Here is a 23906-nt window from a genome sequence, read left to right as displayed (position 1 = left end):
ATCGGACTCCTGCCGTTCCAACAAGGAGTTTGAATGCCATGCTCAGTGTGAATTTTCTCATCACTTGTCTGATCGTCGTGCTGATCCCCGGTACCGGCGTGATCTTCACCATTTCCACGGGGCTTACCGCTGGTAAGCGAGCCAGTGCTTTTGCCGCGCTGGGCTGTACCGCCGGAATCGTCCCGCATTTGCTGGCATCGGTGCTCGGCCTGTCCGCCCTGTTGCACACCAGTGCGCTGGCTTTTGAAGCGCTGAAGTTTGCCGGTGCCGCCTACTTGCTGTACCTGGCTTACGCCACCTGGCGCGATCGCTCGGCCTTTGCCATGAATGACACGCCGACGGTGTCCAGCGCCCGCAGCCTGATGGTCAGGGGCTGCCTGCTGAATATCCTCAACCCGAAGCTGACGATTTTCTTCCTGGCATTCCTGCCGCAGTTCGTCACCCCAGGCAGCACCGCACCCGCCGTGCAAATGCTATTGCTGAGCAGCGTATTCATGGCGATGACGTTGGCGGTGTTCGTGATCTACGGCCTGCTGGCCAATGTGTTCCGCCGCGCGGTGATCGAATCACCACGAGTACAGAACTGGCTGCGCCGCAGCTTTGCCGCGACGTTTGCGGGGTTGGGGCTGAATTTGGCGTTTGCGCAACGCTAGGCATAGAGCCTGTGGCGATCGCGCTTCTGTGGCGAGCGGGCTTGCCCGCGCTGGGCTGCGCAGCGGCCCTAATAGCACCACCGCATTTCTTCAGACAGAACTATATCGCCTGGCTTGGGGCTGCTACGCAGCCCAACGGGGGCAAGCCCCCTCGCCACAACAAGCCCCATCACCACGAGGTTCCCGTCAGTCTTATCAGATCCCGGCCAGTGCCAGGTCCATCGCGAAGTAGGTAAAGATCAGGTCCGCACCGGCCCGCTTGATCGAACCCAATGTCTCGCGAACGATCCGCCCTTCATCAATGGCACCCGCCTGGGCACCGAACTTGATCATCGCGTATTCACCGCTGACCTGATACGCCGCCACCGGCAAACGCGAGGCTTCGCGGATGTCGCGAATGATGTCCAGGTAAGCACCGGCCGGCTTGACCATCAGCGCATCCGCGCCCTCCTGTTCATCCAGCAGCGATTCACGCACCGCTTCACGACGGTTCATCGGGTTCATCTGGTAGCTCTTGCGATCGCCCTTGAGCGCGCTGCCGCCAGCTTCGCGGAACGGACCATAGAGGGCAGACGCGAACTTGGTGGAATACGCCATGATCGGAATATGGCTGAAACCAGCCTCATCCAACGCCCGGCGGATAGCCTGGACTTGTCCGTCCATGGCAGCCGACGGCGCAATCACATCTGCCCCGGCACGAGCCGCCGCCACTGCTTGCTTGCCAAGGTTGACCAAAGTGCGATCGTTGTCGACTTCAGCGCCCTGCATCACGCCGCAGTGGCCGTGGTCGGTGTATTCACAGAAACAGGTATCGGACATGACGATCATTTCCGGCACCGCGTCCTTGCAGATCGCCGACATGCGCGACACCAGCCCACGTTCGTTCCAGGTGTCGCTGCCGCTGGCGTCCAGGTGATGGGACACGCCGAAGGTCATCACCGACTTGATCCCGGCACGGGCATAGCGCTCGATTTCACCGGCCAGTTTCGACTCGGGAATACGCAGCACCCCAGGCATGCTGGTGATCGGCACGAAGTCGTCGATTTCTTCCTCGACGAAAATCGGCAGCACCAGGTCGTTGAGGGTGAACTCGGTTTCCTGAAACAGGCCACGCAGCTCCGGGGAGCGGCGCAGGCGGCGAGGACGGGCTTCGGGGAACTGGCTGGACATTGATGCTCCTGAAAAAGACCTGTAGAACAAGGCAGGTGACGAGGCTGATAGTTTAAAGGCGAAAGCTTATGCCCGGATTGACCGGGAGCACAAACATCCCCTCCATAACAGTGCCTTTCCGTTTCAGTAACAATCACCGCGACTTGATAAAAATCCGGCTACTGGCGACAAAAAAGCAAAGGAGCGCTCCCCATGTTTGATATCCAGAACTACGGCAGCTTTATCGCCGCCATCCTGATCTTTCAATTGATCCCGGGGCCAGGCACCTTTGCCATTCTGCACGCGACGGCGCGCAATGGCGTGCGCGCCGGGTTCGGCGCGGTATTCGGCACGGTGCTGGGAGACGTGATCTTCATGCTCGCGGCATCAGCGGGCCTGGCGGCCTTGATGAAGGCCAATCCCATGCTGTTCATGGCACTGCAGTGGGTCGGTGCAGCCTACCTGTGCTGGATGGGACTGCAATTGCTGTTCACTCCCGTCGGCCACGACACCGCAGGGCTGGAGCCCAAGCGCTCCGGCTGGATCTATTTTCGCAAAGCCGTCGCCGTCAGCCTGACCAACCCCAAGGTGATTCTGTTTTTCGTGGCATTTTTTCCGTTGTTTATCCGGCCGGACTCACCGTCAAGCACCTTGGTGGCAATGATGGTGCACGTCACGTTGATCGGCTTTTTGTATCAGGCGCTGCTGGTGTTGGCAGGCAACGCTGTGGCCTTGCGCCTGAGGATGTTTCCATTGGCGCGAAAAATTGCCACCCGCGTAGCCAGCCTGGCGCTGATCGGTTTTGGCATCAAACTGGCGGCCAACAACCGTTAAAGGGTCAGTTGCCCGTCAATGCAGACCGAGACCGCACCGCCAATCCAGACTTCTTCGCCTTGGCGTTCGACTCGAATTCGCCCGGCGCGGCCCATGGCCGTACCCTGGCTGACCACATAACGATTCGGCGCCAAGCCTTCGCCCAGCAACCACTGGGCCACGCCGGCGTTGAGGCTGCCGGTGGCAGGATCTTCCGGGGCGCCATCGCCGGCAATAAACGCGCGGACTTCAAACTGCGCCTCCAGACCGTCCCGTTCGGGGTTCCACGGGGCGATCACCCCGACCGCCAGTCCGTGCAATTGCGAGTAGTCCGGGCGCAGTTCCAGAACCGTCTCACGATCCGCCAACATCACCGCCAGCCAGCCCGCGCCGTTATCGACCCACTGGCTGCGAATAATCGCCCCCGGCTCCAGCGCCAATGCTCGCCGGACCCGCTCTACCAGCTCGGCCTCCACCGGGCCTGAACGTAACAACGGCGGCGCGATAAAGGCCAGTTCATCACCTTGGCGCCGGATGCGCACCAGGCCGATTTCACACTCCTGGATGATCTCCTCTCCCCTGGGCTCGCCACCGGCTTGCAGCCAGGCATGGCAACTGCCCAGGGTAGGATGACCGGCAAATGGCAGTTCCTGCAGGGTGGTGAAGATTCTTACTCGGTAGTCGGCCTTTGGATCACGGGGTTTGAGCAGGAAGGTGGTTTCGCTGAGGTTGGTCCACTGGGCGAAGTCAGCCATCTGCTGGTCGCTCAGGCTATCGGCCCCCAGCACCACGGCCAGGGGATTGCCTTTGAGGGCGATACTGCTGAAGACATCCAGTTGCTTGAAGTCGAAGGAAGGCATGGGGTTCCTGTCAGTCGGTTATTGTCAGGCGGGAATGTTCAACCCACGGATCACCGCCGGCCGTGCGACAAAGCCGTCCAGCGCGCGCAGCACATTCGGGAAATCGGAAATACCCACCAGCTCGCCCGACTCATAGAAGCCAATCAGGTTGCGGATCCAGGGGAAGGTCGCGATATCGGCGATGGTGTACTCGTCGCCCATGATCCAGGTGCGACCCAGAAGGCGTTTTTCCAGCACGTCCAGCAAGCGCCGGGCTTCGGCGGCGTAACGGTCACGGGGGCGTTTGTCTTCATAGGCCTTGCCGGCGAATTTGTTGAAGAAACCGACCTGACCGAACATCGGCCCGATACCGGCCATCTGAAACATCAGCCACTGAATCGTCTCGTAACGCGCTGCCGGGTCCTCGGGCAGAAGCTGGCCGCTTTTCTCGGCCAGGTAAATCAGGATCGCACCGGACTCGAACAACGCCAGTGCCTGTCCGCCAGGGCCATTGGGGTCGATGATCGCCGGGATCTTGTTGTTGGGGTTCAGCGACATGAATTCGGCGGAGAGCTGGTCCTGGGTCTCGAAGCTGACCTTGTGTGGCTCATATGGCAGGCCCAACTCCTCCAGCATGATCGACACTTTGACCCCATTGGGCGTCGGCAAGGAGTACAGTTGCAGGCGCTCGGGATGCTGAGCCGGCCATTTGCGGGTGATCGGGAACGTGGAGAGTGAGTTCATCGCAAAGCTCCAAGGCAAGAAGGGTCCATCATAGTCATCTGGCGAGCCGCCTGCATCGGTCTTCAATTCGCAACATCGCCTCGCTAATCTCCCGTCGACGCGAACCAAAACCCTCAAGCGCACTCTTAAGTGCGCACCGAACGGTGAAGGGAAGCACGCCGCTACAACGAAAATGGAAAACCACACGACGCCTGAAGCGTCGCTGAGGCCAGGCTTGTCTGCCTTAACCCGACGCACTGAAGACTAAAACCTCCAATGATATTAAAGCCTCTGTGCCTTGCCAAACGCCTTAAACGCTATTCTTACACCCTGTTGCCGCTACTGCTGGTGGCTGGCGCGCTGGCCGTGGCCCTGGAAGCCCGCGAAAGCCGCGCCCAGCAAGTGGACGGCGTGCAGACCCTGGTATTCCTGCGCCACGGAGAAAAACCAGCAGGCGGCCTCGGCCAGCTCAATTGCCAAGGCCTGAACCGCGCCATGAACCTGGCCACCGTGCTGCCGGAAAAATTCGGCAACGCCAACTACATATTTGCCGCCAACCCGACCCGTAACGTCGAGGAAGGCGAGTTCGACAATTCCTACAGCTACATTCGGCCGCTGATGACCATCAGCCCCAGCGCCATCAAACTCGGCCTGCCGGTGAACATCGAGTACTCGGCCAATGACACCAGCGCCCTGGCCGACGAACTGGTGGAAAACAAATACCACAACTCAATCATCTACACCGCCTGGTCCCATGGCTACCTGCCAGAGCTGATCAACAAGGTGGCGAGCGAAGCAGTCGGTGAAGAACACACCATCACCGAGGATTGGTCCGGCAGTGATTTCGACACGCTGTATGTGTTGACCCTGACCTGGCACAACGGCAAGGCGAGCCTGCTCAGCCGCAATTACAAGCAAGGGCTGGATAACGGCCAGCAGACGTGCCCGGCGGCGACGCAGGTCAGCGCGGATACCTGACCCTCCACACTGTGGCGAGCGGGCTTGCCCGCGTTGGACTGCGCAGCAGTCCTATAACCGCATGGGGTGTTCTGCCTGAAACAACGCGGGAGTCAGAATGGGGCTGCTACGCAGCCCAACGCGGGCAAGCCCACTCGCCACAGAAAGCCTGCTCGCCCTACATACCCGTCCACAGCGTATGATGCGCCGCTATTGACTCATCTGCGGATCCTCAACATGTCCAACCTCTCCTCCACCCACCCCGCCCGGGGTTGGTCCTTCTGGTGGAAACCGGCGCTGTTCCTGCTGGTGGCCTGTGTCGGCCTCTATTACGTGAAGTGGTCGCCTTACTACTTCAAGGCCTTTGTTGCGGCCGATAACCACAGCATCGGTGCCTCGATTCTCAACGACGAGCAAAGCGCACCACTGGCCGCTGCACTGGCCTATGCCCAGGTGTATTTCCTGGCGATCTGGAAAGCCGCTGTGCTGGCGGTAATCCTCGGGTCGTTGCTGCAAGTGCTGATCCCCCGGGACTGGCTGTTACGCCTGTTCGGCCGCGCCGGGCTGGGGTCGACCTTGCGTGGCGGGCTGTTCGCCTTGCCGGGGATGATGTGCAGCTGCTGTGCCGCGCCGGTGGCCGCCGGTATGCGTCGCCAGAAGGTCTCGGTTGGCGCCGCTCTGGCATTCTGGATCGCCAACCCGGTGCTCAACCCGGCGACCCTGGTGTTCATGGGTTTTGTGCTCGGCTGGGGGTTTACCGCATTGCGCCTGGTGGCAGGCATCGTCCTGGTGGTGGGCGTTTCGCTGGTGGCCCAACGCATCGCACGTCCTGAATTAGTGCCGGAAGCGGCGCTGGACGCCGTCGCCGAAGCGAGCACCCTCGAGACCCAACCGTTCCTGAGCCGCTGGTTGCGCACCTTGTGGCAGCTGTTCTGGAGCACGATTCCGGTCTATATCCTCGCGGTGCTGATCTTGGGCGCGGTGCGGGTCTGGCTGTTTCCCCATGTCGATGGCGCGATGGCCAACAGCCTCATGTGGCTGGTGCCCCTGGCAATCGTCGGCACGCTGTTTGTGATCCCCACAGCGGCGGAAATCCCCATCGTGCAGACCATGATGACCCTGGGCATGGGCACTGGCCCGGCCGTGGCGTTGCTGATGACTTTGCCGAGCGTAAGCCTGCCGTCGCTGTTGATGCTGCGCAAAGATTTTGATGCACGGGTGCTGGTGACAGTGGCCGGGTTGACCATGCTGATGGGTGTGGTGTGTGGCCTGATTGGAATGGCCATTCTGTAGTCACCCGAACTTATGTCAGTCAGTCAGGCGATCGAACAGGCAGCGAGTGACCTGTGGCGAGGGGGCTTGCCCCCGTTGGGCTGCGTAGCAGCCCCAATAAGATCACTGCGTTTTTTTCAGATAGACCGAGATAACAGGCTTCAGGGCCGCTTCGCTGCACAACGGGGGCAAGCCCCCTCGCCACAAGTTTGGTGTTCGTTCTTAGTTGATTGGCATTGCCCACCCTACCGGGCTGCACGCTCGCGCAGATACTCCACCACCGCGCTTTGCTCCCCGGAGAACTCGATCCGCGCGCCTTTGCTTTCTCTCTGGAAGGCGTACATCGGGTCGTAATACTCGCGCAACCCGATAATCCAGCCTCGATGCAGGTCCACGTCGCCACTGCGTGCCTGTTCCGCCAACGCGTCCTGCATCAATCCCAACAACCGTTGATAACGCTCGCCGCCGAGGCGTTTGTGAATATTGCTCAGACTCTGCGTCAGGCGTTCGGCGAACAGGTCGAAACCCGCCTCACCAAACTCGGCGATAAATTGTGCACACAGGTCGATCACATAATCACGCAACACGCGCTCGACCCGGTTTTCCAGACTTTCTTCCAGCCAGACCATGGAAAACGTCTGCATACCTCGATGCAAATTCAGCGGCAAGGCACAACTGCCGATCATTCGGCTCTCGTCCTCCAACACAAACCGCTCGATGCCCCGTGCGCGCTTTTTCAGCACATCCACGGCCAAACGGTTTTCAAAGTCGATATTGGACGGCTGGGCGGTAGCCCGTTTGCCGAAGCTGGACCCGCGATGATTGGCATGGCCTTCCAGATCCAAGCCGTTGTCCAGCTGGGTAAGGATTTCGGTCTTGCCGCTGCCGGTCATGCCGCCCAGCAAGACAAAATCGCATTGCGCCACTGCCTGATCCACTGTTTCAAGCAGAAAGGTTCGCATGGCCTTGTAGCCACCACCAACGCGCGGGTAATCGATACCGGCTTCATCCTTGAGCACTTGCTGCACAAGATGGGAGCGCAGGCCGCCGCGGAAACAGTAGAGATAACCATCGGAGTTGGCCCGGGCAAACCCGACCCATCGCTCAAGGCGCTCGTTGAGGGTCGCCCCACTGACCAACTGCCGCCCCAGAGCGATCGCTGCCTCCTGCCCTTGCTGCTTATAACAAGTCCCGACCCGCTGACGCTCGTCATCGGTCATCAGCGGCAGGTTGATCACCCCGGGAAAAGCCCCCTTAGTGAACTCCACCGGTGCGCGGGTATCCATCATCGGCCGGTCGTTAAGAAAGATGTCGCGGTAATCGGTGATGTCGATGGGCATCAGAACACCTCTACCGCGTTGGTCTGTCGCTCAACCAGGTGGCCGATGGGCTCCAGCTTCAGGCCAAGTTTGGCGGCCACCGCCAGGAACTCGGCGTTGCCTTCGGGCGTGACCGCAATCAACAACCCACCGCTGGTTTGCGGATCGCACAACACGCGTTTGTGCAGCTCATTCACCCGCCCCAGCTTACTGGCGTAGCTGTCGAAGTTACGCAAGGTGCCACCTGGCACACAGCCCTGGTCCAGGTAGTACTCGACCCCTGGCAGGCGTGGAACTTTTTCGTATTCGATGCGGGCGGTCAAACCACTGCCGTCAGCCATTTCCACCAGATGACCCAACAGGCCGAAACCGGTGACATCCGTCATCGCCGTCACACCGGACAACTTGCCGAAACGGCTGCCGGGCTTGTTGAGGGTACACATCCAGTCCCGCGCCAGGCCGATATCGGCTTCGCGCAATTTGCCCTTTTTTTCCGCCGTGGTGAGGATGCCGATGCCCAGCGGCTTGGTCAGGTACAACTGGCAACCCGCAGTGGCGGTGTCGTTGCGTTTCATATGGCGTTTTTCTACCAGGCCGGTGACGGCCAGGCCAAAGATCGGCTCGGGAGCGTCGATGGAGTGACCACCGGCCAGGGGAATACCGGCCTCGTCACACACCGAGCGACCGCCACGGATCACTTCACGGGCAATTTCCGGCGCCAGCACGTTGACCGGCCAACCAAGAATGGCAATGGCCATCAACGGATCGCCACCCATGGCGTAGATATCGCTGATGGCGTTGGTCGCGGCAATACGGCCGAAGTCGAAAGGGTCATCGACAATCGGCATGAAAAAATCGGCGGTGGAGACTACGCCACGCTCTTCGTCGATGGCGTAGACCGCCGCGTCGTCCCGCGAGGCATTGCCCACCCAGAGTTTGGGGTCGAGGTTCTGCGCACCGCTGCCGGCGAGGATCACTTCAAGCACCTGGGGGGAAATCTTGCAACCGCAACCCGCACCGTGGCTGTACTGGGTCAGGCGAATCGGCTCGTTCATGGGGCACCTCTCAACGTCAAGGTGCGGGATTTTATCAGACGATACCTACATACATGCGGCAAATCAGCCGATGCCAGACAGCAAAAGGCCAGCTGGGCTCTGATGAGCGCAGCTGGCCTTTGGTTTCAGCCTTTAGGGTTTTGCCGCAAGCCGCTTATGCCGACTGCGACGCGCCATGTTCAGGCACTCGATCACTGCCGAGAACGCCATGGCCGCATACACATAGCCTTTTGGCACATGGGCACCGAAACCTTCGGCAATCAAGGTCATACCGATCATGATGAGGAAGCCCAGGGCCAGCATCACGACAGTCGGGTTGTCGTTGATGAACTTGGCCAACGGCTCGGCCGCCACCAACATCACGATTACCGAGACCACCACGGCAATGATCATGATCGGCAAGTGCTCGGTCATGCCCACGGCAGTGATGATGCTGTCGATGGAAAACACCAGGTCCAGCATCAGGATCTGCCCGATAGCCGCGGCAAAGCCCAGGGACACGCTCGGCGTGCTGCTTTGCACCTGTTCAGGCTCTGGGTCCATGCTGTGATGGATCTCGGTCGTAGCCTTCCACACCAGGAACAGACCACCGGCGATCAGAATCATGTCCTTCCAGGAGAACGCTTGCCCGAAGATCTCGATGACCGGCGCGGTCAACTGCACGATGAAGGCAATGGTGCTCAACAGGCCCAACCGCAAGAACAACGCCATGCTGATGCCGATACGCCGCGCCTTGGCACGATGCTGCACCGGCAACTTGTTGGTGAGAATCGAGATAAAGATCAGGTTGTCGATCCCCAGCACGATCTCCATGACGATCAAGGTGGCCAGTGCGACCCAGGCGGTCGGGCTGGCGGCCAGTTGTAAAAGGTAATCCATAGGTCAGTCCTGACGTGGTGTGCTGGGGTTAGGTTTCTTGCGAAGTCGGTTCAGGTTTCTTCTCTTCCTGTTGCTCTTTGTCTTTCGGAGCAATCAAACCTTTGGTCGCATCACTCAAGGCCTGCTCGGCGGCCTGGTGGGTGTCATCGATCACTTGCTTGGCCGACTCGGTGGCTTTGCCCAACAGTTGTTGCGCGCTTTTTTCAGCTTGATCACAGCCGCTGAGCATGACTAATGAAAGCGCAAGCAGCGACGCCGCGCCCAGAGAATTGAGTTTCATGATGCGTTCCTCGTTAGAACGGTTGGGTCCAAGCATTGGCCCCTCGATAGCGACGCATTCTATGGGGATGAACAGTTCAGGAAAATTCGTATTTTTTTCGCTTATACTTCGATTTACACGAAGTAATATCTTCCTTGTGAGGCGCCCATGCTCAATTACCGTCAACTGCATTACTTCTGGGTAGTCGCCAAGACCGGTAGTATCGTGCGCGCCTGCGAGCAACTTAACCTCACGCCACAGACGATCAGCGGGCAAATCAGCCTGCTGGAGCAAACCTTCGGCGTGGCATTGTTTCAGCGGGTGGGACGGCAGTTGGAATTGACCGAAGCCGGTCGGCAGGCGCTGCCCTATGCCGAGCAGATGTTTCAGACGGGCAATGAGCTGGAGGCCATGTTGCGAGCCCAGCCCAACGAACAGCAGATCCTGTTCAGGGTGGGCGTAGCGGATGTGGTGCCCAAGTCCATCGTCTACCGGCTGATCGCGCCGACCATGGAGCTCAGTGAGCCGATCCGCATCACCTGCCGCGAAGACAAACTCGAACGCCTGCTGGCGGACCTGGCGATCCAGCGCCTGGACCTGGTGATCTCCGACAGCCCGATGCCCACGCACCTGGACATCAAGGGCTACAGCCAGAAACTGGGGGAATGCGGAATCAGCTTCTTCGCCACCCAAGCCTTGGCTGACCAACACGGCGGCACTTTCCCACAGTGCCTGCAGGGCGCCCCGCTGTTGATTCCGGGGGCGGAAACCGTGGTACGTAGCCGTCTGTTGCGCTGGTTTGCCGAGCAACAGATCCAACCAAGGATTGTCGGGGAATTTGACGACAGCGCCTTGATGCAGGCCTTCGGCCAATCCGGCAGCGGTATTTTTATCGCCCCCAGCGTGATTGCCGATGAAGTGGCGCGCCAGTACGGCGTGGTGCTGATCGGCCAGACTGAAGCAGTAACCGAATCCTTCTACGCCATTTCGGTGGAGCGCAAGGTCAAGCACCCTGGCATCGTGGCGATTACCGAAGGTGCCCGACGGGAGTTGTTTACCGCCCTTCCCGACTGATGCCTCAGACGCACACTTCGCGGGTCTTGGCGGTCATCAGCCACAACGCCAACAGCATCGACAGCAGGATAAAACCCGAAGCGGCAAAGCCCAGGCTGCCCAGGCCCAGCGTGTCGATCACCCGCCCGCCGACCATCGCACCCAAACCAATCCCCAGGTTGGCCCCGGCGATGTTCAGCGACGCGGCAAACGCTGGCGCGTGGGGCGCGACTTTCATCAGCCGCACGTGGCTGACCAAAAACAGCGCCGCCTGGGTCACGCCCCAGATACCCATCGCCGCCGCCAGCCCCAGCGTGGAGTGGATGGCCGGCACCAGCGCCACCATGCCAGTGATCATGAAGCCGCAGAACACCATCGAGGCGATCAGCGGGTGGCGGTCCACAATGCGCCCGCCTAGGGAGTTGCCGATCAGGCCGACCGCACCAAAGCCCATCAGGCACCAGCCCACCAGCGTGCCGTCGAAACCCGCCAAGCGCTCAAGGATGTCTGCCAGGTAGGTATAAGCGGTGAACATGCCGCTAAAGACCAGGATCGACAGGACAACGTGGCCTTGCATCAGCGGGCTGCGCAGGATCTTGAATTGCGAACGCAACGTGACCTGTTCTTTCTTCACGCGGGTCGCCGGCAGGTAGACAAACAGTAGCAAGGCCTTGGCCAGTGCCACCACCGCCAGGATGCCAAAGGCGGTACGCCAACCGAACATGTCGGAAATCAGCGTACCCACCGGGATGCCAAACACCGTGGCGCAGACAATGCCGAAGCCGATTTTGGCAATCGCCCGGCCTGCGTAGTCCGGGCCGACAATGTCCACCGCCGTTTCACTGGCCAGCGCCCAGAACACCGGCAGCCCCAAGGCTGGAATCAATCGCGCCACCGACATCACCCAGATATTCGGCGCCAACGCCGCCAAGGCATTGGCCGCACCGAACATCACCAGGATGGTGATAAACAGGCGCTTGCGCTCAAACCGGGCGAAGTAGGCGGTCAGGAATGGACCGAACGCCGCCACGGTGAAGGCAAACAGCGTCACTAGCAGGCCGGCCTGGGACACGCTGACATCCAGGTCGCGGGCGATGGAGGGCAACAAGCCAACGATGATGAACTCTGTGGTCAGCACGGTAAAACCGGCCGCCGACAGCAGCAGGATGGGCAACAACATGAATAACTCCAGAAACGACGACGCCAACGACAGCCCGAGGGCTCGCTGACAGAGAGGAAATAAGAGGATGCTGGATTTTAACAGAATGTGTCCGGCTTTGGGGAGGCCAAGCGGGCCAGTCGTGTAACAGGGTGACTGAACGCCGCACCCAACCTGGATATTTCCTACAGCATGTTAAACTTTGCTGAACATCCGGTTACCGTTCGGCCTTGCCTTGGCGCTTTACCCTCCGGCAGCCTGTGCGCTGCCTTGCCTGCACGAATCGCCGCACCCATTAGAAAACCAGAGACAACTCTATTTATGACTGCTGCCCCTTCCCTCTTCACCCGACTCATGGGCGTCAGCCTGGTCACGCAAATCGTGATCGGCCTGATCGCTGGCATTCTACTGGCCCTGTTGTTACCCGACGTGGCCCAGTCCACCGGTTTCATCGGCAAAGTGTTTGTCTCAGCGCTCAAGGCCGTCGCGCCGATCCTGGTATTTGTGCTGGTCATGGCCTCGATCGCCAGCCACAAGCACGGCCAGGAATCCCATATTCGGCCAATTTTGTTCCTGTACCTGTTGGGCACCTTTGCCGCCGCCGTCGTGGCCGTGATTGCCAGCACCCTGTTTCCTTCCACCCTGGTGCTCGCCACTCACGATGTGGCCGTGAGCGCGCCCGGTGGCATTGGCGAGGTGCTGCAAAGCCTGTTGCTCAGCGTGGTGGACAACCCGGTCAGTGCACTGATGAATGCCAATTTCATCGGCATCCTGGCCTGGGCCATCGGCATGGGCATCGCCATTCGTCATGCCAGCGAAACCACCCGCACCGTACTGGCTGACTTGTCCAATGGCGTCACGCTGATCGTGCGCATGGTGATCCGCTTTGCACCGCTGGGGATCTTTGGCCTGGTGGCCTCGACCCTGGCCACCTCCGGCTTCGGCGCCTTGCTGGGCTACGCCCACCTGCTGCTGGTGCTGCTTGGCAGCATGCTGTTCGTGGCGTTGGTGATCAACCCGGCCATTGTGTTCTGGAAGCTGCGTCGCAACCCCTACCCTCTGGTGTTGATGTGCCTGCGGGAAAGCGGCATCACGGCATTCTTCACCCGCAGTTCGGCCGCCAACATCCCGGTCAACCTGGCGTTGAGCAAACGCCTGGGCCTGCATGAAGACACCTACTCAGTGTCGATTCCTCTGGGGGCGACCATCAATATGGCTGGCGCCGCGACCACCATTACCGTATTGACCCTGGCGGCGGTAAACACCCTGGGCATCGCCGTGGACATCCCCACTGCCATCCTGCTCAGCGTCGTGGCGGCGGTCTGCGCCTGCGGTGCTTCGGGTGTAGCCGGTGGCTCGCTGCTGCTGATCCCCCTGGCGTGCAGCCTGTTCGGCATTCCCAGTGAAGTCGCCATGCAGGTAGTGGCCGTGGGCTTCATCATCGGCGTGCTGCAGGATTCGGCGGAAACCGCCCTCAACTCCTCCACCGATGTGCTGTTCACCGCCGCAGCCTGCCTGGGCAAAGAAGAACAGACGGCGTAAGCGTGCGCTCACAAAAAAGCCCGGCCCCGTTCACAGAACCGGGCCGGGCTTTTTATTTCAGGACGTTTAGAACGCGCCCATGTAATCACGCTTGCCCACTTCCACACCATTGTGACGCAGCAAGGCGTAAGCGGTGGTGACGTGGAAGAAGAACTGCGGCAGGCCGTAGGTCAGCAGGTAAGACTGGCCGCTGAAGCGCTTCTCTTTCGGCGTACCAGGACGAGTAACGATTTCGATGCCTTCCTTGCCGTCGATCTGTGCCGGGGTGATGGTGTCGATGAACGCCAGAACCTTGGCAATCAGCGCTTGCAGGTCAGCAAAGGTCACTTCGGTATCGTCATATTTCGGCACTTCGATTTCAGCCAGGCGGGCAGAAACGCCTTTGGCGAAGTCGACAGCGATCTGCACCTGGCGCACCAGCGGGAACATGTCAGGGAACAGGCGTGCTTGCAGGTAGGCGTTCGGGTCGATGTTCTTGGCGGTGGCATGGGCCTCGGCCTTGTTCAGCACATCGCTCAGGGCGTTGAGCATTTGCTTGAAGACCGGGAGGGAGGCGGCGTACAGGGAAATAGTCATGACAGTCTCGACAATGGTGGCAGGGTTTGAACAGCCGCGATTATAGACATGCTCGCCGCCGGCACTGCTTGTCTTTTATTTTTTCAGGATTAGGCTAGTGGGCTCACTGCATAGGGAAAGCGCGATGACCACCGAGCACGACACCACTTCCGCCGAGCCACGCCTGAACAGCACGGAAATCCGCATCCTGGGCAGCCTGATCGAGAAACAGGCCACCAGCCCGGAAACCTACCCGCTGACCCTCAACGCGCTGGTAATCGCCTGCAACCAGAAGACCAGCCGGGAGCCGGTGATGAACCTGAGCCAAGGCCAGGTCGGCCAGAGCCTGCGGGCCCTGGAAGGTAGCGGTTTTACCCGATTGGTGATGGGCAGTCGCGCCGACCGCTGGGAGCATCGGGTGGACAAGGCGCTGGAGCTGGTGCCGGCCCAGGTGATTCTCATCGGCTTGTTGTTTTTGCGCGGCCCGCAGACCGTCAGTGAATTACTGACCCGCAGCGGGCGCATGCATGACTTTGAAGACACCGAACAGGTGGTGCATCAACTGGAGCGCCTGATCGCCCGTGGACTCGCACTATTGGTTCCACGTCAGTCGGGGCAGCGGGAAGATCGCTATATGCATGCCTTGGGCGATCCGGCAGACATCGAGGCGATCCTCGCCGCCCGTGGTAATCCGGCGGAGCGCAGTGCCAGTATTGGGGTTTCGTTGGAGCGGATTGAAGAGTTGGAGGCGCGGATTGCAGCGCTGGAAGAGCGCCTCTCGCGGTTGGAATAACGCGGCGTGAACAGGCTTGTTGTGGCGAGGGGGCTTGCCCCCCCGTTGGGCTGCGCAGCAGCCCCAAAAAGATCGCTGAGTTTTTCAGTTAGACCGAGACGGCAGGTTTCAGGGCCGCTTCGCAGCCCAACGGGGGCAAGCCCCCTCGCCACAACGGCCCTCCTCCCACAACAGCCCTCCTCCCAAGGTTCAGCATTCAGCTTCGCGCAAACGCCACGGCCGCCTGAAATTGCTCATCCGTCGGCCTGACACCCGTGTACAACACAAACTGCTCCAACGCCTGGATCGCGATCACTTCCAGGCCGGTAATCACCCGTTTACCCTTAGCCCGACCACGCACGATAAACGGCGTTTCGGCGGGGATCGCCACCACATCGAACACAGTCTCCGCAGAGTCAACCGCTTCGGCATCAAAGGCCAGATGATCGGCTTCCGGGCCACCGGTCATGCCGATGGGCGTCACGTTGATCAACATCTGCGGGCGCAAGCCACCCAGTTCCGCTTGCCACTCATAACCCAGGCTTTGTGCCAGCGCCCTGCCCGCCGCTTCATTGCGCGCCACGATCACACCCTTGGCGTACCCGCCATCGCGCAAGGCGCTGGCCACCGCCTTGGCCATCCCGCCGCTGCCCCGTAGGGCAAACGTCGAGGACTTGGGCACCGCATGCTTTTTCAGCAGTTGTTCGATGGCAATGTAGTCAGTGTTGTAGGCCTTGAGGTGCCCGGCGGTGTTGACGATGGTATTGATCGAGGCGATAGCACGGGCAGAGTCGTCCAGTTCATCCACTAGGGCAATGCAGGCCTCCTTGAACGGCATGGAAACACCACAACCGCGAATACCCAAGGCGCGAATGCCGCCCACAGCACCGGGCAGGTCCTGGCTGCTGAAGGCCTTGTAATAGAAGTTCAGGCCCAGTTGTTCATAAAGGTGGTTGTGAAACCGCAGGCCAAAATTCCCGGGGCGCCCCGACAGTGACATGCACAGTTGGGTGTCCTTGTTGGGGGTCATCAGCATGTGTAACTCCTTGAAGCCATTCTCAGAACGTTTCGGATAGACGGGGATACCCGTGCGGGCGGTTTGTCGCGGATCATTAGCGCAGCACTGCACAGGCTTTGTAAGCCAATCGGTACAGACCTTACACAACATTTACCTAACGGCTGTGCTGTTTTCCAGAAATACGCTGTCTTAAAAGTATCCCCGCGACAATCCTTGAGTCTATTGATTGCAGACCACAAGCGCAGGGGCTAACCGAGGAATGACCATGATTCGTAAAATCCCCAAAATCGCCTTGCTTATCGGTGCACTCGCTGTAGCAGGTCAGGCCTCCGCCCACGGTGGTGGTTGGGGTGGCCCGGCCGTCTTTGGTGCTGTTGTCGGTGCCGCTGTAGTGGGCTCAGTGATTGCCAGCCAGTCCCGGCCGGTCTATGTGCAACAACCAGTCTATGTCCAACCACAACCGGTGTATGTCCAGCCGCAGCCGGTGTACTACGCACCGCCACCGCCGGTGTATGTGCAGCAACAGGTTTATTACCGCCCGGCACCGGTCTATTACGGCCCACCGCGCGGCTACTACGGTCCTCCACACGGCTACTACGGCCGCGGCTGGTAACCCTGAACTGAAACACCTGAACAGGCCTCGCAGAACATGCGGGGCTTTTTTATGCCTCACGGATGACCGGACCAAGTCTTTCTCATTACCATAGTGCCATCTCCCTCATGGATGATCCCTGCGATGGACCGACCTCTGCGCCTCTTGTCTCTGTATGGATTGCTGTCCCTGCTACCAATGCTGGCCCACGCCGAAGCGCCTGTGGACTGCGAAGCCCTGAGCGACAATGTCTCTCTGGAAGCGGCCGAGTACCGCCCGCCAATGGAGGCCAAGGTGATCGGTGAAGGCCACCTGCACTTCCACAGCGGCCCGAATGCGGTCTGCATGAACAAAAAAGTCTACGTGGTTCCCAACGACAGCCTGACGGTATACGCGTCCAGCGACAGCGGCTGGGCCCAAGTCATGTACATCGCTAAAGATGGTCAGGACTTTACCGGCTGGGTCGAGGAAAAGCGCCTGAAGCTCCTGGGTCACTACGGCGCCAAGGAGCTTCCCACCGACGTGAGCGCCTTCGTCAAACGCCACGAAGATTGCGTGCATTTTGCCGGCGAAGAGCCCTACGACGCTGAGCGCCGGGCCTTCCTGGAGAAGGCCATGAATGAAGCCTGTGCCGGCCACGATCGCCAACTCAGCGACTTGCGTGAACGGTACAAAGACAACCCCGAAGCCCAACAAGCCCTCGATCCACTGGAAAACATGGAATAACTTTTTGGGTCGGCAGGTCTGAATAAATCTTGCCGAGGTCGTTGTGAGGACAGTGACTGTGGCTCAATCCGACATGATGGACCTCAATATCCACTTGCCCGATCCCATCAGGCGCTGTCATGTTTGTGTCATGACAGGCTCTCACTATCGAAACTGTCCATCCAAGCGCGTGATAACAACAAGGACGATCGCCCATGCCCACACAAAACCCGCACCGCACCGCCGGACTCTGTACCTCCAGCAAGGTCTACAGTGCCTTGACCGAACTCAAGCACCTGGAAGGCCACCGCTGCGCCAAGTTCCTGTCCTTGCTGGCGGAAAACCTGGTACACAAGGGCCTGCTTAATGAACATGAAGTGGTGAATATGCTCGATCAGGTGGTCGACTGATCGCAACATGCCCCTCATGCCTCGATGACAGTGATGTCGACTATCGAGCAGGGTGATTTTTCCTGAAGGCTGATGAACCGTAAGCTGGCTTCCATAGAGCAATGGAGGTCGATATGCCTACTATCCAAATCATGTCCGTCATCGGCAGCGCCGTTCCCGCCCACCTCAGGGAACTGGGACTGCTCGCCTGCTGGTACCTGGTTCGTGACGGTGAACCCGTCAGCGGCCCGCTCACTTCACTGCCTGATGCCCAGGCCCAGTCGCGCAAGATGGCCCACTGCTTCCACGCCTAAGGCAGTTGCACTTTCGGCCTGGTTTCGACGAACAGCGCCCAACTGGACATGAACAGCGCGGCGATCAGCGGCCCGATGACAAACCCATTCAGGCCAAAGATTGCCAGCCCGCCCAGGGTCGAGATCAGGATCAGGTAGTCGGGCATCTTGGTGTCCTTGCCCACCAGGATAGGCCGCAGCACGTTATCCACCAACCCGATCACGAACACTCCGAACAGCGCCAGTACCACGCCTTGCCAGATCGAACCGCTGAGCAGGAAGTACGCCGCCACCGGGGCCCAGACAATTCCCGCCCCCACCGCTGGCAACAGTGACAGAAATGCCATCAGTACCGCCCAGAGCAATGCGCTGGGAATGTCCAGAAACCAGAAAATCAAGCCGCCCAATGCCCCCTGAGTCACGGCCACCAGCACGTTGCCCTTGACCGTGGCGCGCACCACTCGATTGAACTTGAGCTGCAGGCGACGCTTTTGCGGCTCGGCCAACGGTACTGCCGTGCGCACTTTGCGCACCAATTCAGGGCCATCGCGCAGCAGGAAGAACAGCAAATACAGCATGATAAAAAAGCTCACTAGGAAATCAAAGGTGCCCTGGCCGAAGCTGAACGCCTGGGTGGCGAAAAACTGGCTGCCCTGCATGGCGCCCTTGACGATCTTTTCCCGCAGCCCTTCCAGGTTGCCCATGCCGAAGCGGTCCAGCAGTTGCTGGAAGTACGGCGGCAACACATTCTTGAACTGCTCAAGGTAGCCGGCGATGTCCAGCTTGCCGCTCTCGATATTCTTGTAAAGCGTCGCACCTTCCTGCACCAGCAAGGTGCTGGTGATAATCACCGGCAAGATTGCGATCACAAGGCAGGCGGCCAACGTACAGAGTGACGTCAGGTTACGGTTCCAGCCGAACCGTAACTGCAAACGCCGCTGCATCGGCGCAAAGATGATCCCCAGAATGACGGCCCAGAACACTGCGCCATAAAACGGCAGCAGGATCCAGAAAAAAGCGAGGGTCACCAGCACCAACAGTACCAGCAGGGTTTTGAATTGCAGGTTGGTTTGATTCATGTTCGATCCATGGCAGAAAAACACAGGAACCCAAGCGCCCCTTGATGTTTAGTCCGCAGCGCATCCTGCGAGTGCCCTTTTATGTAGACCCAGGTCAATAACGCCTGACAGCACCTCGACTACCCTGCCGTCCTTTTGCGATCGAAGCCCTCATGCTCCCTGCCCTTGCCCCCGAACTGCTGGCGCCCGCCGGCACCCTGAAAAACATGCGTTACGCTTTTGCCTACGGCGCCGACGCAGTGTACGCCGGGCAACCACGCTACAGCCTGCGGGTGCGCAACAACGAGTTCGATCACACGAACCTGGCCCTCGGCATCCAGGAAGCTCACGCCCAGGGCAAGCGTTTCTACGTGGTGGTCAACATTGCGCCCCACAACGCCAAGCTGAAGACCTTCCTCAAGGACCTTGAACCGGTCATCGCCATGGGCCCGGACGCGCTGATCATGTCTGACCCAGGGCTGATCATGCTGGTACGCCGGCACTTCCCGCACATGCCGATTCACCTCTCGGTACAGGCCAACACCGTGAATTGGGCCAGCGCCGAGTTCTGGCAGCAGCAAGGGATTTGTCGGATCATCCTGTCGCGGGAGCTGTCCCTGGAAGAAATCGCCGAAATCCGCCAGCAAGTCCCGACGATGGAGCTGGAAGTCTTCGTCCACGGCGCGTTGTGCATGGCTTACTCCGGGCGCTGCCTGTTATCGGGCTACATGAACAAACGGGATGCCAACCAGGGAACTTGCACCAATGCCTGCCGCTGGAAGTACCAGGCGTCACCCGCGGTGGAAAACACCGTCGGCGATATCGTCCAGCAATATCAGCCGGAACCCACTCTTGGTCTGGGCGCGCCCACCGACCAAGTGTTCCTGTTGCAGGAAGCCAATCGCCTCGATGAACAGATGCCCGCTTTCGAAGACGAACACGGCACCTACATAATGAACGCCAAGGACCTGCGGGCGGTGCAACATGTTGAGCGCCTGGCCCACATGGGCGTGCATTCACTGAAGATCGAAGGCCGTACCAAGTCGCACTTTTACTGCGCGCGTACCACCCAGGTTTATCGTCAAGCCATTGATGATGCCGTGGCTGGTCGTGCATTTGATCGGGGTTTGATGACGAACCTGGAATCACTGGCCCAACGTGGCTACACCGAGGGGTTTCTGCGCAGGCACGTGCATGACGAGTACCAGAACTACCAGAACGGCAGCTCAGTGTCGCAGCGTCAGCAGTTTGTCGGGGAGTTGACCGGTGAGCGGCGTGTCGAGTTGGCCGAGGTGAAGGTGAAGAATCGGTTTGCCGTGGGTGATCATCTGGAGTTGATGACGCCGGCGGGGAATTTTCATTTTGATCTGGGGATGATGCGAAACGGCAATGGCCAGGCGATTGAGGTGGCGCCGGGGGATGGGCATACGGTGTATGTGCCGGTACCGCTGAAGATAGAGCTGCGGTTTGGGCTGTTGATGCGGGATATATGAAGGAGTTTGAGGGTGCCTGTAAGGGCTCTTTCGCGAGCAAGTCGAAGAGGCCAGAACAGGCATCTCAATTCTTGAATCAGATCCTGAACTGCCCCACCAACTTGCCCAACCGCTGCCCCAGGTCCGCCAGACTACGCGACGTCTGCGCACCCAGTTGAGTTTCATCAGCCACGCTGTCCACCGCCACGGCAATCTGATGCACGCTGCGGTTGATCTCTTCGGCCACAGCGGTCTGCTCTTCAGCAGCGCTGGCAATCTGCGCGTTCATCGAGTTGATGGTGCCGATCAACTGGGCCATGGTGTCCAGGGACGCTCCGGCTTCGTTGGCTTGGGCCGAGGTGCCGTCACCAGCATCGCTGGAGCGGCGCATAGATTCCACAGCAGCCTCGGTGCCTTTTTGCAGGCGGTCGATCATGCCCTGGATTTCCTGGGTGCTTTGTTGGGTGCGACTGGCCAAAGCCCGCACTTCGTCGGCCACCACCGCAAATCCACGTCCGGCCTCGCCTGCCCGCGCCGCTTCAATCGCGGCGTTGAGGGCCAACAGGTTGGTCTGCTCGGCAATCGAACGAATCACCCCAAGCACGCTGACAATCGACGACACGTCCTTCTGCAGGCTGTCCAACGACACGCCGCTGCTGCGGATGTCGCTGACCAACGCATGGATCTGCGCGATGCTGCCATCCACCACGCGCTTGGCGGCCTGACCTTCGGCATCGGTCTGCTGCGCGGCCACGGCCGCGCCTTGGGCACTGCGCGCCACTTCATGGGCGGCCGAGGACATTTCGTTGATCGCGGTGGCCACCTGATCGGTCTCCTGGCGCTGGCGTTCCATAGCCAGCTCCGAGCGCTGGGCTTGCTCGGAAACCTGGCTGACCAGCCCGGTGAGTTGCGAGGTCATCTCGGTAATCTGACGCACCAGGCCGTGGATCTTGTCGACGAAACGGTTGAACGAACCGGCCAACTCGCCCAGCTCATCCTGGCTGGTGATGGCCAGGCGGCGGGTCAAGTCGCCTTCACCGGCGGCGATGTCGTCGAGGTTAATCTTCATCAGGTGCAGTGGCCGCAAAATCGTATTGGCTACCAGCATGCCCACCGCAGCAATCACCAGCAGCACGATCACCGCGATGCCGATAATGCTCAGCAACACGCCTTCCATGCGCTCGTGCACCTTGACTTCAACTTCGCTGACCTGGGTTTCGATGCCATCCAGGTTGACCGCAGTACCGATCACCATGTCCCACTTCGGCAGGTATTCGGTGTAACCCAGTTTGGGGACCAACACCTTCTCGTTACCCGGCAGCGATGAGCTGTATTGCAGGTAGTGAGTGCCGTCCTTGCCGACTTTCACCAGGTCGCGGTTGACGTACACGCCGTTCGGGTCGCGGTTGTCCTTGAAGCTCTTGCCGACACCTTCCGGGCTGTTGCCCTTGAACAGGCGCACGGTTTCGGAGTCGTAGCCAAAGAAGTAGCCGTCCTTGCCGTAGCTGATGCTGGACAACAACTTGACCACCTGGGCCCGCGCTGTCTCGTCGCCGGGGGCCGCAGCGTCGTATAACGGCTTGATGGTAGTCATCGCCACCGCCACGTAACTCTGCAGGGTGGCCTTGGCATCTTCGAGCAACCGCTGACGGGTTTCTTCCACCTCGTTGCGCGCCTGGTCCTTGAGGATCCACACGGTGGTCAGGCTGATGACCACGGCAAACAGCAGCACAGGCAGTACTGCGAGGGACAATACTTTGGCCTTCAAGCTAAGGCGCATGGTTTTTCTCTCTCGATTAGCAGGGTGGTTTATGGGGTTAACGGCTTGGCGGGAGAAAACTGTAGGCCGCTATCGCAGCCTCGTTTCACTCGACAACTCCTGCACGGGTAACCTACAGCGTCATCGCGGCAAACCAACCGAAGGCCAGCAACGGCAGGTTGTAGTGCAGGAATGTCGGCACCACGGTGTCCCAGATATGGTGATGCTGGCCGTCGATGTTCAAGCCAGAGGTCGGGCCCAGGGTCGAGTCCGAGGCAGGCGAACCGGCATCGCCCAAGGCGCCGGCGGTGCCGACGATGCACACGATGGCCAGCGGGCTGAACCCCAGTTGCACACACAACGGCACGAAGATCGCCGCCAGGATCGGCACGGTGGAGAACGACGAACCGATGCCCATGGTCACCAGCAAACCCACCAGCAACATCAGCAGGGCCCCCACCCCACGGCTATGGCCGATAAAGGCTGCGGACGCTTCCACCAGCGTATTGACTTCGCCGGTGGCCTTGAGCACCTCGGCAAAGCCTGAGGAGGCGATCATGATGAAACCGATCATCGCCATCATCTTCATGCCTTCTGTGAACAGGTCATCGGTTTCGCGCCAGCGCACGATGCCCGACACCGAGAAAATCAGGAACCCGGCCAGGGCGCCAATAATCATCGAGTCCAGCCACAACTGAATAATGAACGCAGAGGCAATCGCCAGGCCGGCCACCAGCAGGGTCAACGGGTTGTATTGCACGGCGACCTGCTCGACCCGCTCGATTTTCTCCAAGTCGTACACGCGTTTCTTGCGGTAGCTGATAAACACCGCCACCAGCAAGCCGACCACCATGCCCAGCGCCGGGAGACCCATGGCGTGGGTGACGTTGACGTGACTGATGTCCACGCCGCTCTTGGCGACGTTGGCCAGCAGGATCTGGTTAAGGAAAATGTTGCCGAAGCCCACCGGCAGGAACATGTAGGGCGTGATCAAGCCGAAGGTCATGACACAGGCGATCAGGCGGCGGTCCAGTTGCAACTTGGTCAGCACATATAACAGCGGCGGCACCAGCAGCGGGATAAAGGCGATGTGAATCGGCAGGATGTTCTGCGACGCGATGGCCACCACCCACAGCAGGCCGATCAACAGCCATTTGACGTGACTGCCACCGCTGGCCTCTTGGCGATCCACCAGCAGCAACGCCTTGTCCGCCAAGGCGTGGGCCAGGCCGGACTTGGCAATCGCCACCGCGAAAGCACCGAGCAGCGCGTAGGACAACGCCACCGTAGCGCCGCCGCCCAAACCGCTGTTGAACGCCTTCAGCGTGGCATCGATTCCCAAGCCACCGGTCAGGCCACCCACGAGGGCGCCGATAATGATCGCGATGACCACATGCACGCGAGACAGGCTGAGCACCAGCATGGTGCCGACCGCGGCGATTACTGCATTAACCATGGTTACCTCAAGACAGAAAGCTAAAAAAACAGCAAAACACGGGCATACCGGCGCTCGGGCAAGCGTCGAGAACGACTGCCGGAATGCAGGCTTAAAGAGAGTTTTATTAGAGGGCGCGCACTTTGCAGCAGGTGGGACGTCATGTCAAAGACGAAGGCCCGAGGG

25 protein-coding genes are annotated in these 23906 nt (G+C 59.8%); 12 read left to right on the top strand and 13 right to left on the bottom strand.

Annotated features, from left to right (window positions below; genetic code table 11):
- The first annotated feature begins 38 nt into the window (after positions 1-38).
- Positions 39-653: a LysE family translocator gene (locus tag HKK55_RS06880; protein ID WP_169353955.1), complete on the top strand. Its 615-nt coding sequence runs from the start codon at positions 39-41 to the stop codon at positions 651-653.
- 195 nt (positions 654-848) lie between these two features.
- Here the strand turns inward: HKK55_RS06880 and hemB are convergent, their stop codons facing one another.
- A complete protein-coding gene (gene hemB / locus HKK55_RS06875; RefSeq protein ID WP_155584615.1) occupies positions 849-1823 on the bottom strand; it encodes a porphobilinogen synthase in 975 nt (324 codons plus the stop codon).
- Between the two features lie 192 nt (positions 1824-2015).
- On the opposite strand from hemB, the gene HKK55_RS06870 reads away from it, so the two are divergent.
- Entirely contained in the window at positions 2016-2636 is a 621-nt protein-coding gene (locus HKK55_RS06870; protein ID WP_169353954.1) for a LysE family translocator, read from the top strand.
- On the opposite strand, the gene HKK55_RS06865 is transcribed toward HKK55_RS06870, so the two are convergent.
- Both HKK55_RS06865 and HKK55_RS06860 read right to left on the bottom strand, forming a co-directional pair.
- Positions 2633-3475 (bottom strand): PhzF family phenazine biosynthesis protein, encoded by an 843-nt coding sequence (locus tag HKK55_RS06865; RefSeq protein ID WP_169353953.1) that lies wholly within the window; start codon positions 3473-3475, stop codon positions 2633-2635. The two genes, HKK55_RS06870 and HKK55_RS06865, sit on opposite strands and share 4 nt — an antisense overlap.
- 24 nt (positions 3476-3499) lie before the next feature.
- The gene (locus tag HKK55_RS06860) at positions 3500-4198 is read right to left on the bottom strand and encodes a glutathione S-transferase N-terminal domain-containing protein (RefSeq protein ID WP_169353952.1); all 699 of its coding nucleotides are present in this window, start codon (positions 4196-4198) and stop codon (positions 3500-3502) included.
- Between the two features lie 255 nt (positions 4199-4453).
- Between HKK55_RS06860 and HKK55_RS06855 the strand changes: the two genes are divergently transcribed.
- Both HKK55_RS06855 and HKK55_RS06850 read left to right on the top strand, forming a co-directional pair.
- Positions 4454-5155 (top strand): histidine phosphatase family protein, encoded by a 702-nt coding sequence (locus tag HKK55_RS06855; protein WP_169353951.1) that lies wholly within the window; start codon positions 4454-4456, stop codon positions 5153-5155.
- A 216-nt stretch (positions 5156-5371) separates the two neighbouring features.
- Entirely contained in the window at positions 5372-6427 is a 1056-nt protein-coding gene (locus HKK55_RS06850) for a permease (protein WP_169353950.1), read from the top strand.
- Between the two features lie 224 nt (positions 6428-6651).
- Here the strand turns inward: HKK55_RS06850 and mnmH are convergent, their stop codons facing one another.
- From mnmH to HKK55_RS06830, 4 genes are all read right to left on the bottom strand, one after another.
- The gene (mnmH, locus tag HKK55_RS06845; RefSeq protein ID WP_169353949.1) at positions 6652-7746 is read right to left on the bottom strand and encodes a tRNA 2-selenouridine(34) synthase MnmH; all 1095 of its coding nucleotides are present in this window, start codon (positions 7744-7746) and stop codon (positions 6652-6654) included.
- Positions 7746-8780 (bottom strand): selenide, water dikinase SelD, encoded by a 1035-nt coding sequence (selD, locus tag HKK55_RS06840; protein WP_169353948.1) that lies wholly within the window; start codon positions 8778-8780, stop codon positions 7746-7748. The genes mnmH and selD overlap by 1 nt, the downstream gene beginning before the upstream one ends.
- 132 nt (positions 8781-8912) lie before the next feature.
- Complete coding sequence (locus HKK55_RS06835) at positions 8913-9659, bottom strand: TerC family protein (protein ID WP_169353947.1); 747 nt, start codon at positions 9657-9659, stop codon at positions 8913-8915.
- A 28-nt stretch (positions 9660-9687) separates the two neighbouring features.
- Entirely contained in the window at positions 9688-9939 is a 252-nt protein-coding gene (locus HKK55_RS06830; protein WP_169353946.1) for a hypothetical protein, read from the bottom strand.
- A gap of 147 nt (positions 9940-10086) precedes the next feature.
- Here HKK55_RS06830 and nhaR point away from each other — a divergent pair, with 147 nt between their 5' ends.
- Positions 10087-10992: a transcriptional activator NhaR gene (nhaR, locus tag HKK55_RS06825; protein WP_169353945.1), complete on the top strand. Its 906-nt coding sequence runs from the start codon at positions 10087-10089 to the stop codon at positions 10990-10992.
- Between the two features lie 4 nt (positions 10993-10996).
- Here nhaR and HKK55_RS06820 read toward each other — a convergent pair whose 3' ends face one another.
- Positions 10997-12151, bottom strand: coding sequence for an MFS transporter (locus HKK55_RS06820; protein WP_169353944.1), 1155 nt, complete (start codon positions 12149-12151; stop codon positions 10997-10999).
- Positions 12152-12451: 300 nt separating this feature from the next.
- Between HKK55_RS06820 and sstT the strand changes: the two genes are divergently transcribed.
- Positions 12452-13672, top strand: coding sequence for a serine/threonine transporter SstT (gene sstT / locus HKK55_RS06815; protein WP_169353943.1), 1221 nt, complete (start codon positions 12452-12454; stop codon positions 13670-13672).
- Between the two features lie 66 nt (positions 13673-13738).
- On the opposite strand, the gene HKK55_RS06810 is transcribed toward sstT, so the two are convergent.
- Positions 13739-14248, bottom strand: coding sequence for a DUF1993 family protein (locus HKK55_RS06810; RefSeq protein WP_155584628.1), 510 nt, complete (start codon positions 14246-14248; stop codon positions 13739-13741).
- Positions 14249-14372: 124 nt separating this feature from the next.
- Between HKK55_RS06810 and HKK55_RS06805 the strand changes: the two genes are divergently transcribed.
- A complete protein-coding gene (locus HKK55_RS06805) occupies positions 14373-15020 on the top strand; it encodes a YceH family protein (protein ID WP_169353942.1) in 648 nt (215 codons plus the stop codon).
- A gap of 196 nt (positions 15021-15216) precedes the next feature.
- Here the strand turns inward: HKK55_RS06805 and HKK55_RS06800 are convergent, their stop codons facing one another.
- Positions 15217-16035: a shikimate 5-dehydrogenase gene (locus HKK55_RS06800; RefSeq protein ID WP_169353941.1), complete on the bottom strand. Its 819-nt coding sequence runs from the start codon at positions 16033-16035 to the stop codon at positions 15217-15219.
- 241 nt (positions 16036-16276) lie between these two features.
- On the opposite strand from HKK55_RS06800, the gene HKK55_RS06795 reads away from it, so the two are divergent.
- The 4 genes from HKK55_RS06795 to HKK55_RS06780 all read left to right on the top strand — a co-directional run bounded on the left by HKK55_RS06795 (position 16277) and on the right by HKK55_RS06780 (position 18017).
- Positions 16277-16630, top strand: coding sequence for a hypothetical protein (locus HKK55_RS06795; RefSeq protein WP_155584631.1), 354 nt, complete (start codon positions 16277-16279; stop codon positions 16628-16630).
- A 123-nt stretch (positions 16631-16753) separates the two neighbouring features.
- Positions 16754-17335, top strand: a complete 582-nt coding sequence (locus HKK55_RS06790) for an SH3 domain-containing protein (RefSeq protein ID WP_169353940.1) — start codon at positions 16754-16756, stop codon at positions 17333-17335.
- Positions 17336-17529: 194 nt separating this feature from the next.
- Positions 17530-17724, top strand: coding sequence for a hypothetical protein (locus HKK55_RS06785; RefSeq protein WP_155584633.1), 195 nt, complete (start codon positions 17530-17532; stop codon positions 17722-17724).
- Positions 17725-17837: 113 nt separating this feature from the next.
- On the top strand, positions 17838-18017 hold the full coding sequence (locus HKK55_RS06780) for a hypothetical protein (RefSeq protein WP_169353939.1): 180 nt from the start codon (positions 17838-17840) through the stop codon (positions 18015-18017).
- On the opposite strand, the gene HKK55_RS06775 is transcribed toward HKK55_RS06780, so the two are convergent.
- Positions 18014-19075, bottom strand: a complete 1062-nt coding sequence (locus tag HKK55_RS06775; protein ID WP_169353938.1) for an AI-2E family transporter — start codon at positions 19073-19075, stop codon at positions 18014-18016. The genes HKK55_RS06780 and HKK55_RS06775 overlap by 4 nt on opposite strands.
- Positions 19076-19227: 152 nt before the next feature.
- Between HKK55_RS06775 and yegQ the strand changes: the two genes are divergently transcribed.
- Entirely contained in the window at positions 19228-20547 is a 1320-nt protein-coding gene (gene yegQ, locus HKK55_RS06770) for a tRNA 5-hydroxyuridine modification protein YegQ (RefSeq protein WP_169353937.1), read from the top strand.
- A gap of 76 nt (positions 20548-20623) precedes the next feature.
- Here yegQ and HKK55_RS06765 read toward each other — a convergent pair whose 3' ends face one another.
- Both HKK55_RS06765 and HKK55_RS06760 read right to left on the bottom strand, forming a co-directional pair.
- A complete protein-coding gene (locus tag HKK55_RS06765) occupies positions 20624-22306 on the bottom strand; it encodes a methyl-accepting chemotaxis protein (protein WP_169353936.1) in 1683 nt (560 codons plus the stop codon).
- Between the two features lie 112 nt (positions 22307-22418).
- Positions 22419-23741, bottom strand: coding sequence for a Na+/H+ antiporter family protein (locus HKK55_RS06760; RefSeq protein ID WP_169353935.1), 1323 nt, complete (start codon positions 23739-23741; stop codon positions 22419-22421).
- Between the last annotated feature and the right edge of the window lie 165 nt (positions 23742-23906).

The organism is Pseudomonas sp. ADAK18 (assembly GCF_012935695.1).
GTDB lineage: Bacteria > Pseudomonadota > Gammaproteobacteria > Pseudomonadales > Pseudomonadaceae > Aquipseudomonas.
The sequence above is the reverse complement of the archived record's forward strand: the minus strand, read 5'-3'. Positions and strand labels throughout refer to the sequence as shown.

What these genes read in the sequence shown, in the direction of transcription:
- HKK55_RS06880 (WP_169353955.1), top strand. Translation starts at nt 39, where the DNA reads ATGCTCAGTGTGAATTTTCTCATCACTTGTCTGATCGTCGTGCTGATC.
- hemB (WP_155584615.1), bottom strand. Translation starts at nt 1,823, where the DNA reads ATGTCCAGCCAGTTCCCCGAAGCCCGTCCTCGCCGCCTGCGCCGCTCC.
- HKK55_RS06870 (WP_169353954.1), top strand. Translation starts at nt 2,016, where the DNA reads ATGTTTGATATCCAGAACTACGGCAGCTTTATCGCCGCCATCCTGATC.
- HKK55_RS06865 (WP_169353953.1), bottom strand. Translation starts at nt 3,475, where the DNA reads ATGCCTTCCTTCGACTTCAAGCAACTGGATGTCTTCAGCAGTATCGCC.
- HKK55_RS06860 (WP_169353952.1), bottom strand. Translation starts at nt 4,198, where the DNA reads ATGAACTCACTCTCCACGTTCCCGATCACCCGCAAATGGCCGGCTCAG.
- HKK55_RS06855 (WP_169353951.1), top strand. Translation starts at nt 4,454, where the DNA reads ATGATATTAAAGCCTCTGTGCCTTGCCAAACGCCTTAAACGCTATTCT.
- HKK55_RS06850 (WP_169353950.1), top strand. Translation starts at nt 5,372, where the DNA reads ATGTCCAACCTCTCCTCCACCCACCCCGCCCGGGGTTGGTCCTTCTGG.
- mnmH (WP_169353949.1), bottom strand. Translation starts at nt 7,746, where the DNA reads ATGCCCATCGACATCACCGATTACCGCGACATCTTTCTTAACGACCGG.
- selD (WP_169353948.1), bottom strand. Translation starts at nt 8,780, where the DNA reads ATGAACGAGCCGATTCGCCTGACCCAGTACAGCCACGGTGCGGGTTGC.
- HKK55_RS06835 (WP_169353947.1), bottom strand. Translation starts at nt 9,659, where the DNA reads ATGGATTACCTTTTACAACTGGCCGCCAGCCCGACCGCCTGGGTCGCA.
- HKK55_RS06830 (WP_169353946.1), bottom strand. Translation starts at nt 9,939, where the DNA reads ATGAAACTCAATTCTCTGGGCGCGGCGTCGCTGCTTGCGCTTTCATTA.
- nhaR (WP_169353945.1), top strand. Translation starts at nt 10,087, where the DNA reads ATGCTCAATTACCGTCAACTGCATTACTTCTGGGTAGTCGCCAAGACC.
- HKK55_RS06820 (WP_169353944.1), bottom strand. Translation starts at nt 12,151, where the DNA reads ATGTTGTTGCCCATCCTGCTGCTGTCGGCGGCCGGTTTTACCGTGCTG.
- sstT (WP_169353943.1), top strand. Translation starts at nt 12,452, where the DNA reads ATGACTGCTGCCCCTTCCCTCTTCACCCGACTCATGGGCGTCAGCCTG.
- HKK55_RS06810 (WP_155584628.1), bottom strand. Translation starts at nt 14,248, where the DNA reads ATGACTATTTCCCTGTACGCCGCCTCCCTCCCGGTCTTCAAGCAAATG.
- HKK55_RS06805 (WP_169353942.1), top strand. Translation starts at nt 14,373, where the DNA reads ATGACCACCGAGCACGACACCACTTCCGCCGAGCCACGCCTGAACAGC.
- HKK55_RS06800 (WP_169353941.1), bottom strand. Translation starts at nt 16,035, where the DNA reads ATGCTGATGACCCCCAACAAGGACACCCAACTGTGCATGTCACTGTCG.
- HKK55_RS06795 (WP_155584631.1), top strand. Translation starts at nt 16,277, where the DNA reads ATGACCATGATTCGTAAAATCCCCAAAATCGCCTTGCTTATCGGTGCA.
- HKK55_RS06790 (WP_169353940.1), top strand. Translation starts at nt 16,754, where the DNA reads ATGGACCGACCTCTGCGCCTCTTGTCTCTGTATGGATTGCTGTCCCTG.
- HKK55_RS06785 (WP_155584633.1), top strand. Translation starts at nt 17,530, where the DNA reads ATGCCCACACAAAACCCGCACCGCACCGCCGGACTCTGTACCTCCAGC.
- HKK55_RS06780 (WP_169353939.1), top strand. Translation starts at nt 17,838, where the DNA reads ATGCCTACTATCCAAATCATGTCCGTCATCGGCAGCGCCGTTCCCGCC.
- HKK55_RS06775 (WP_169353938.1), bottom strand. Translation starts at nt 19,075, where the DNA reads ATGAATCAAACCAACCTGCAATTCAAAACCCTGCTGGTACTGTTGGTG.
- yegQ (WP_169353937.1), top strand. Translation starts at nt 19,228, where the DNA reads ATGCTCCCTGCCCTTGCCCCCGAACTGCTGGCGCCCGCCGGCACCCTG.
- HKK55_RS06765 (WP_169353936.1), bottom strand. Translation starts at nt 22,306, where the DNA reads ATGCGCCTTAGCTTGAAGGCCAAAGTATTGTCCCTCGCAGTACTGCCT.
- HKK55_RS06760 (WP_169353935.1), bottom strand. Translation starts at nt 23,741, where the DNA reads ATGGTTAATGCAGTAATCGCCGCGGTCGGCACCATGCTGGTGCTCAGC.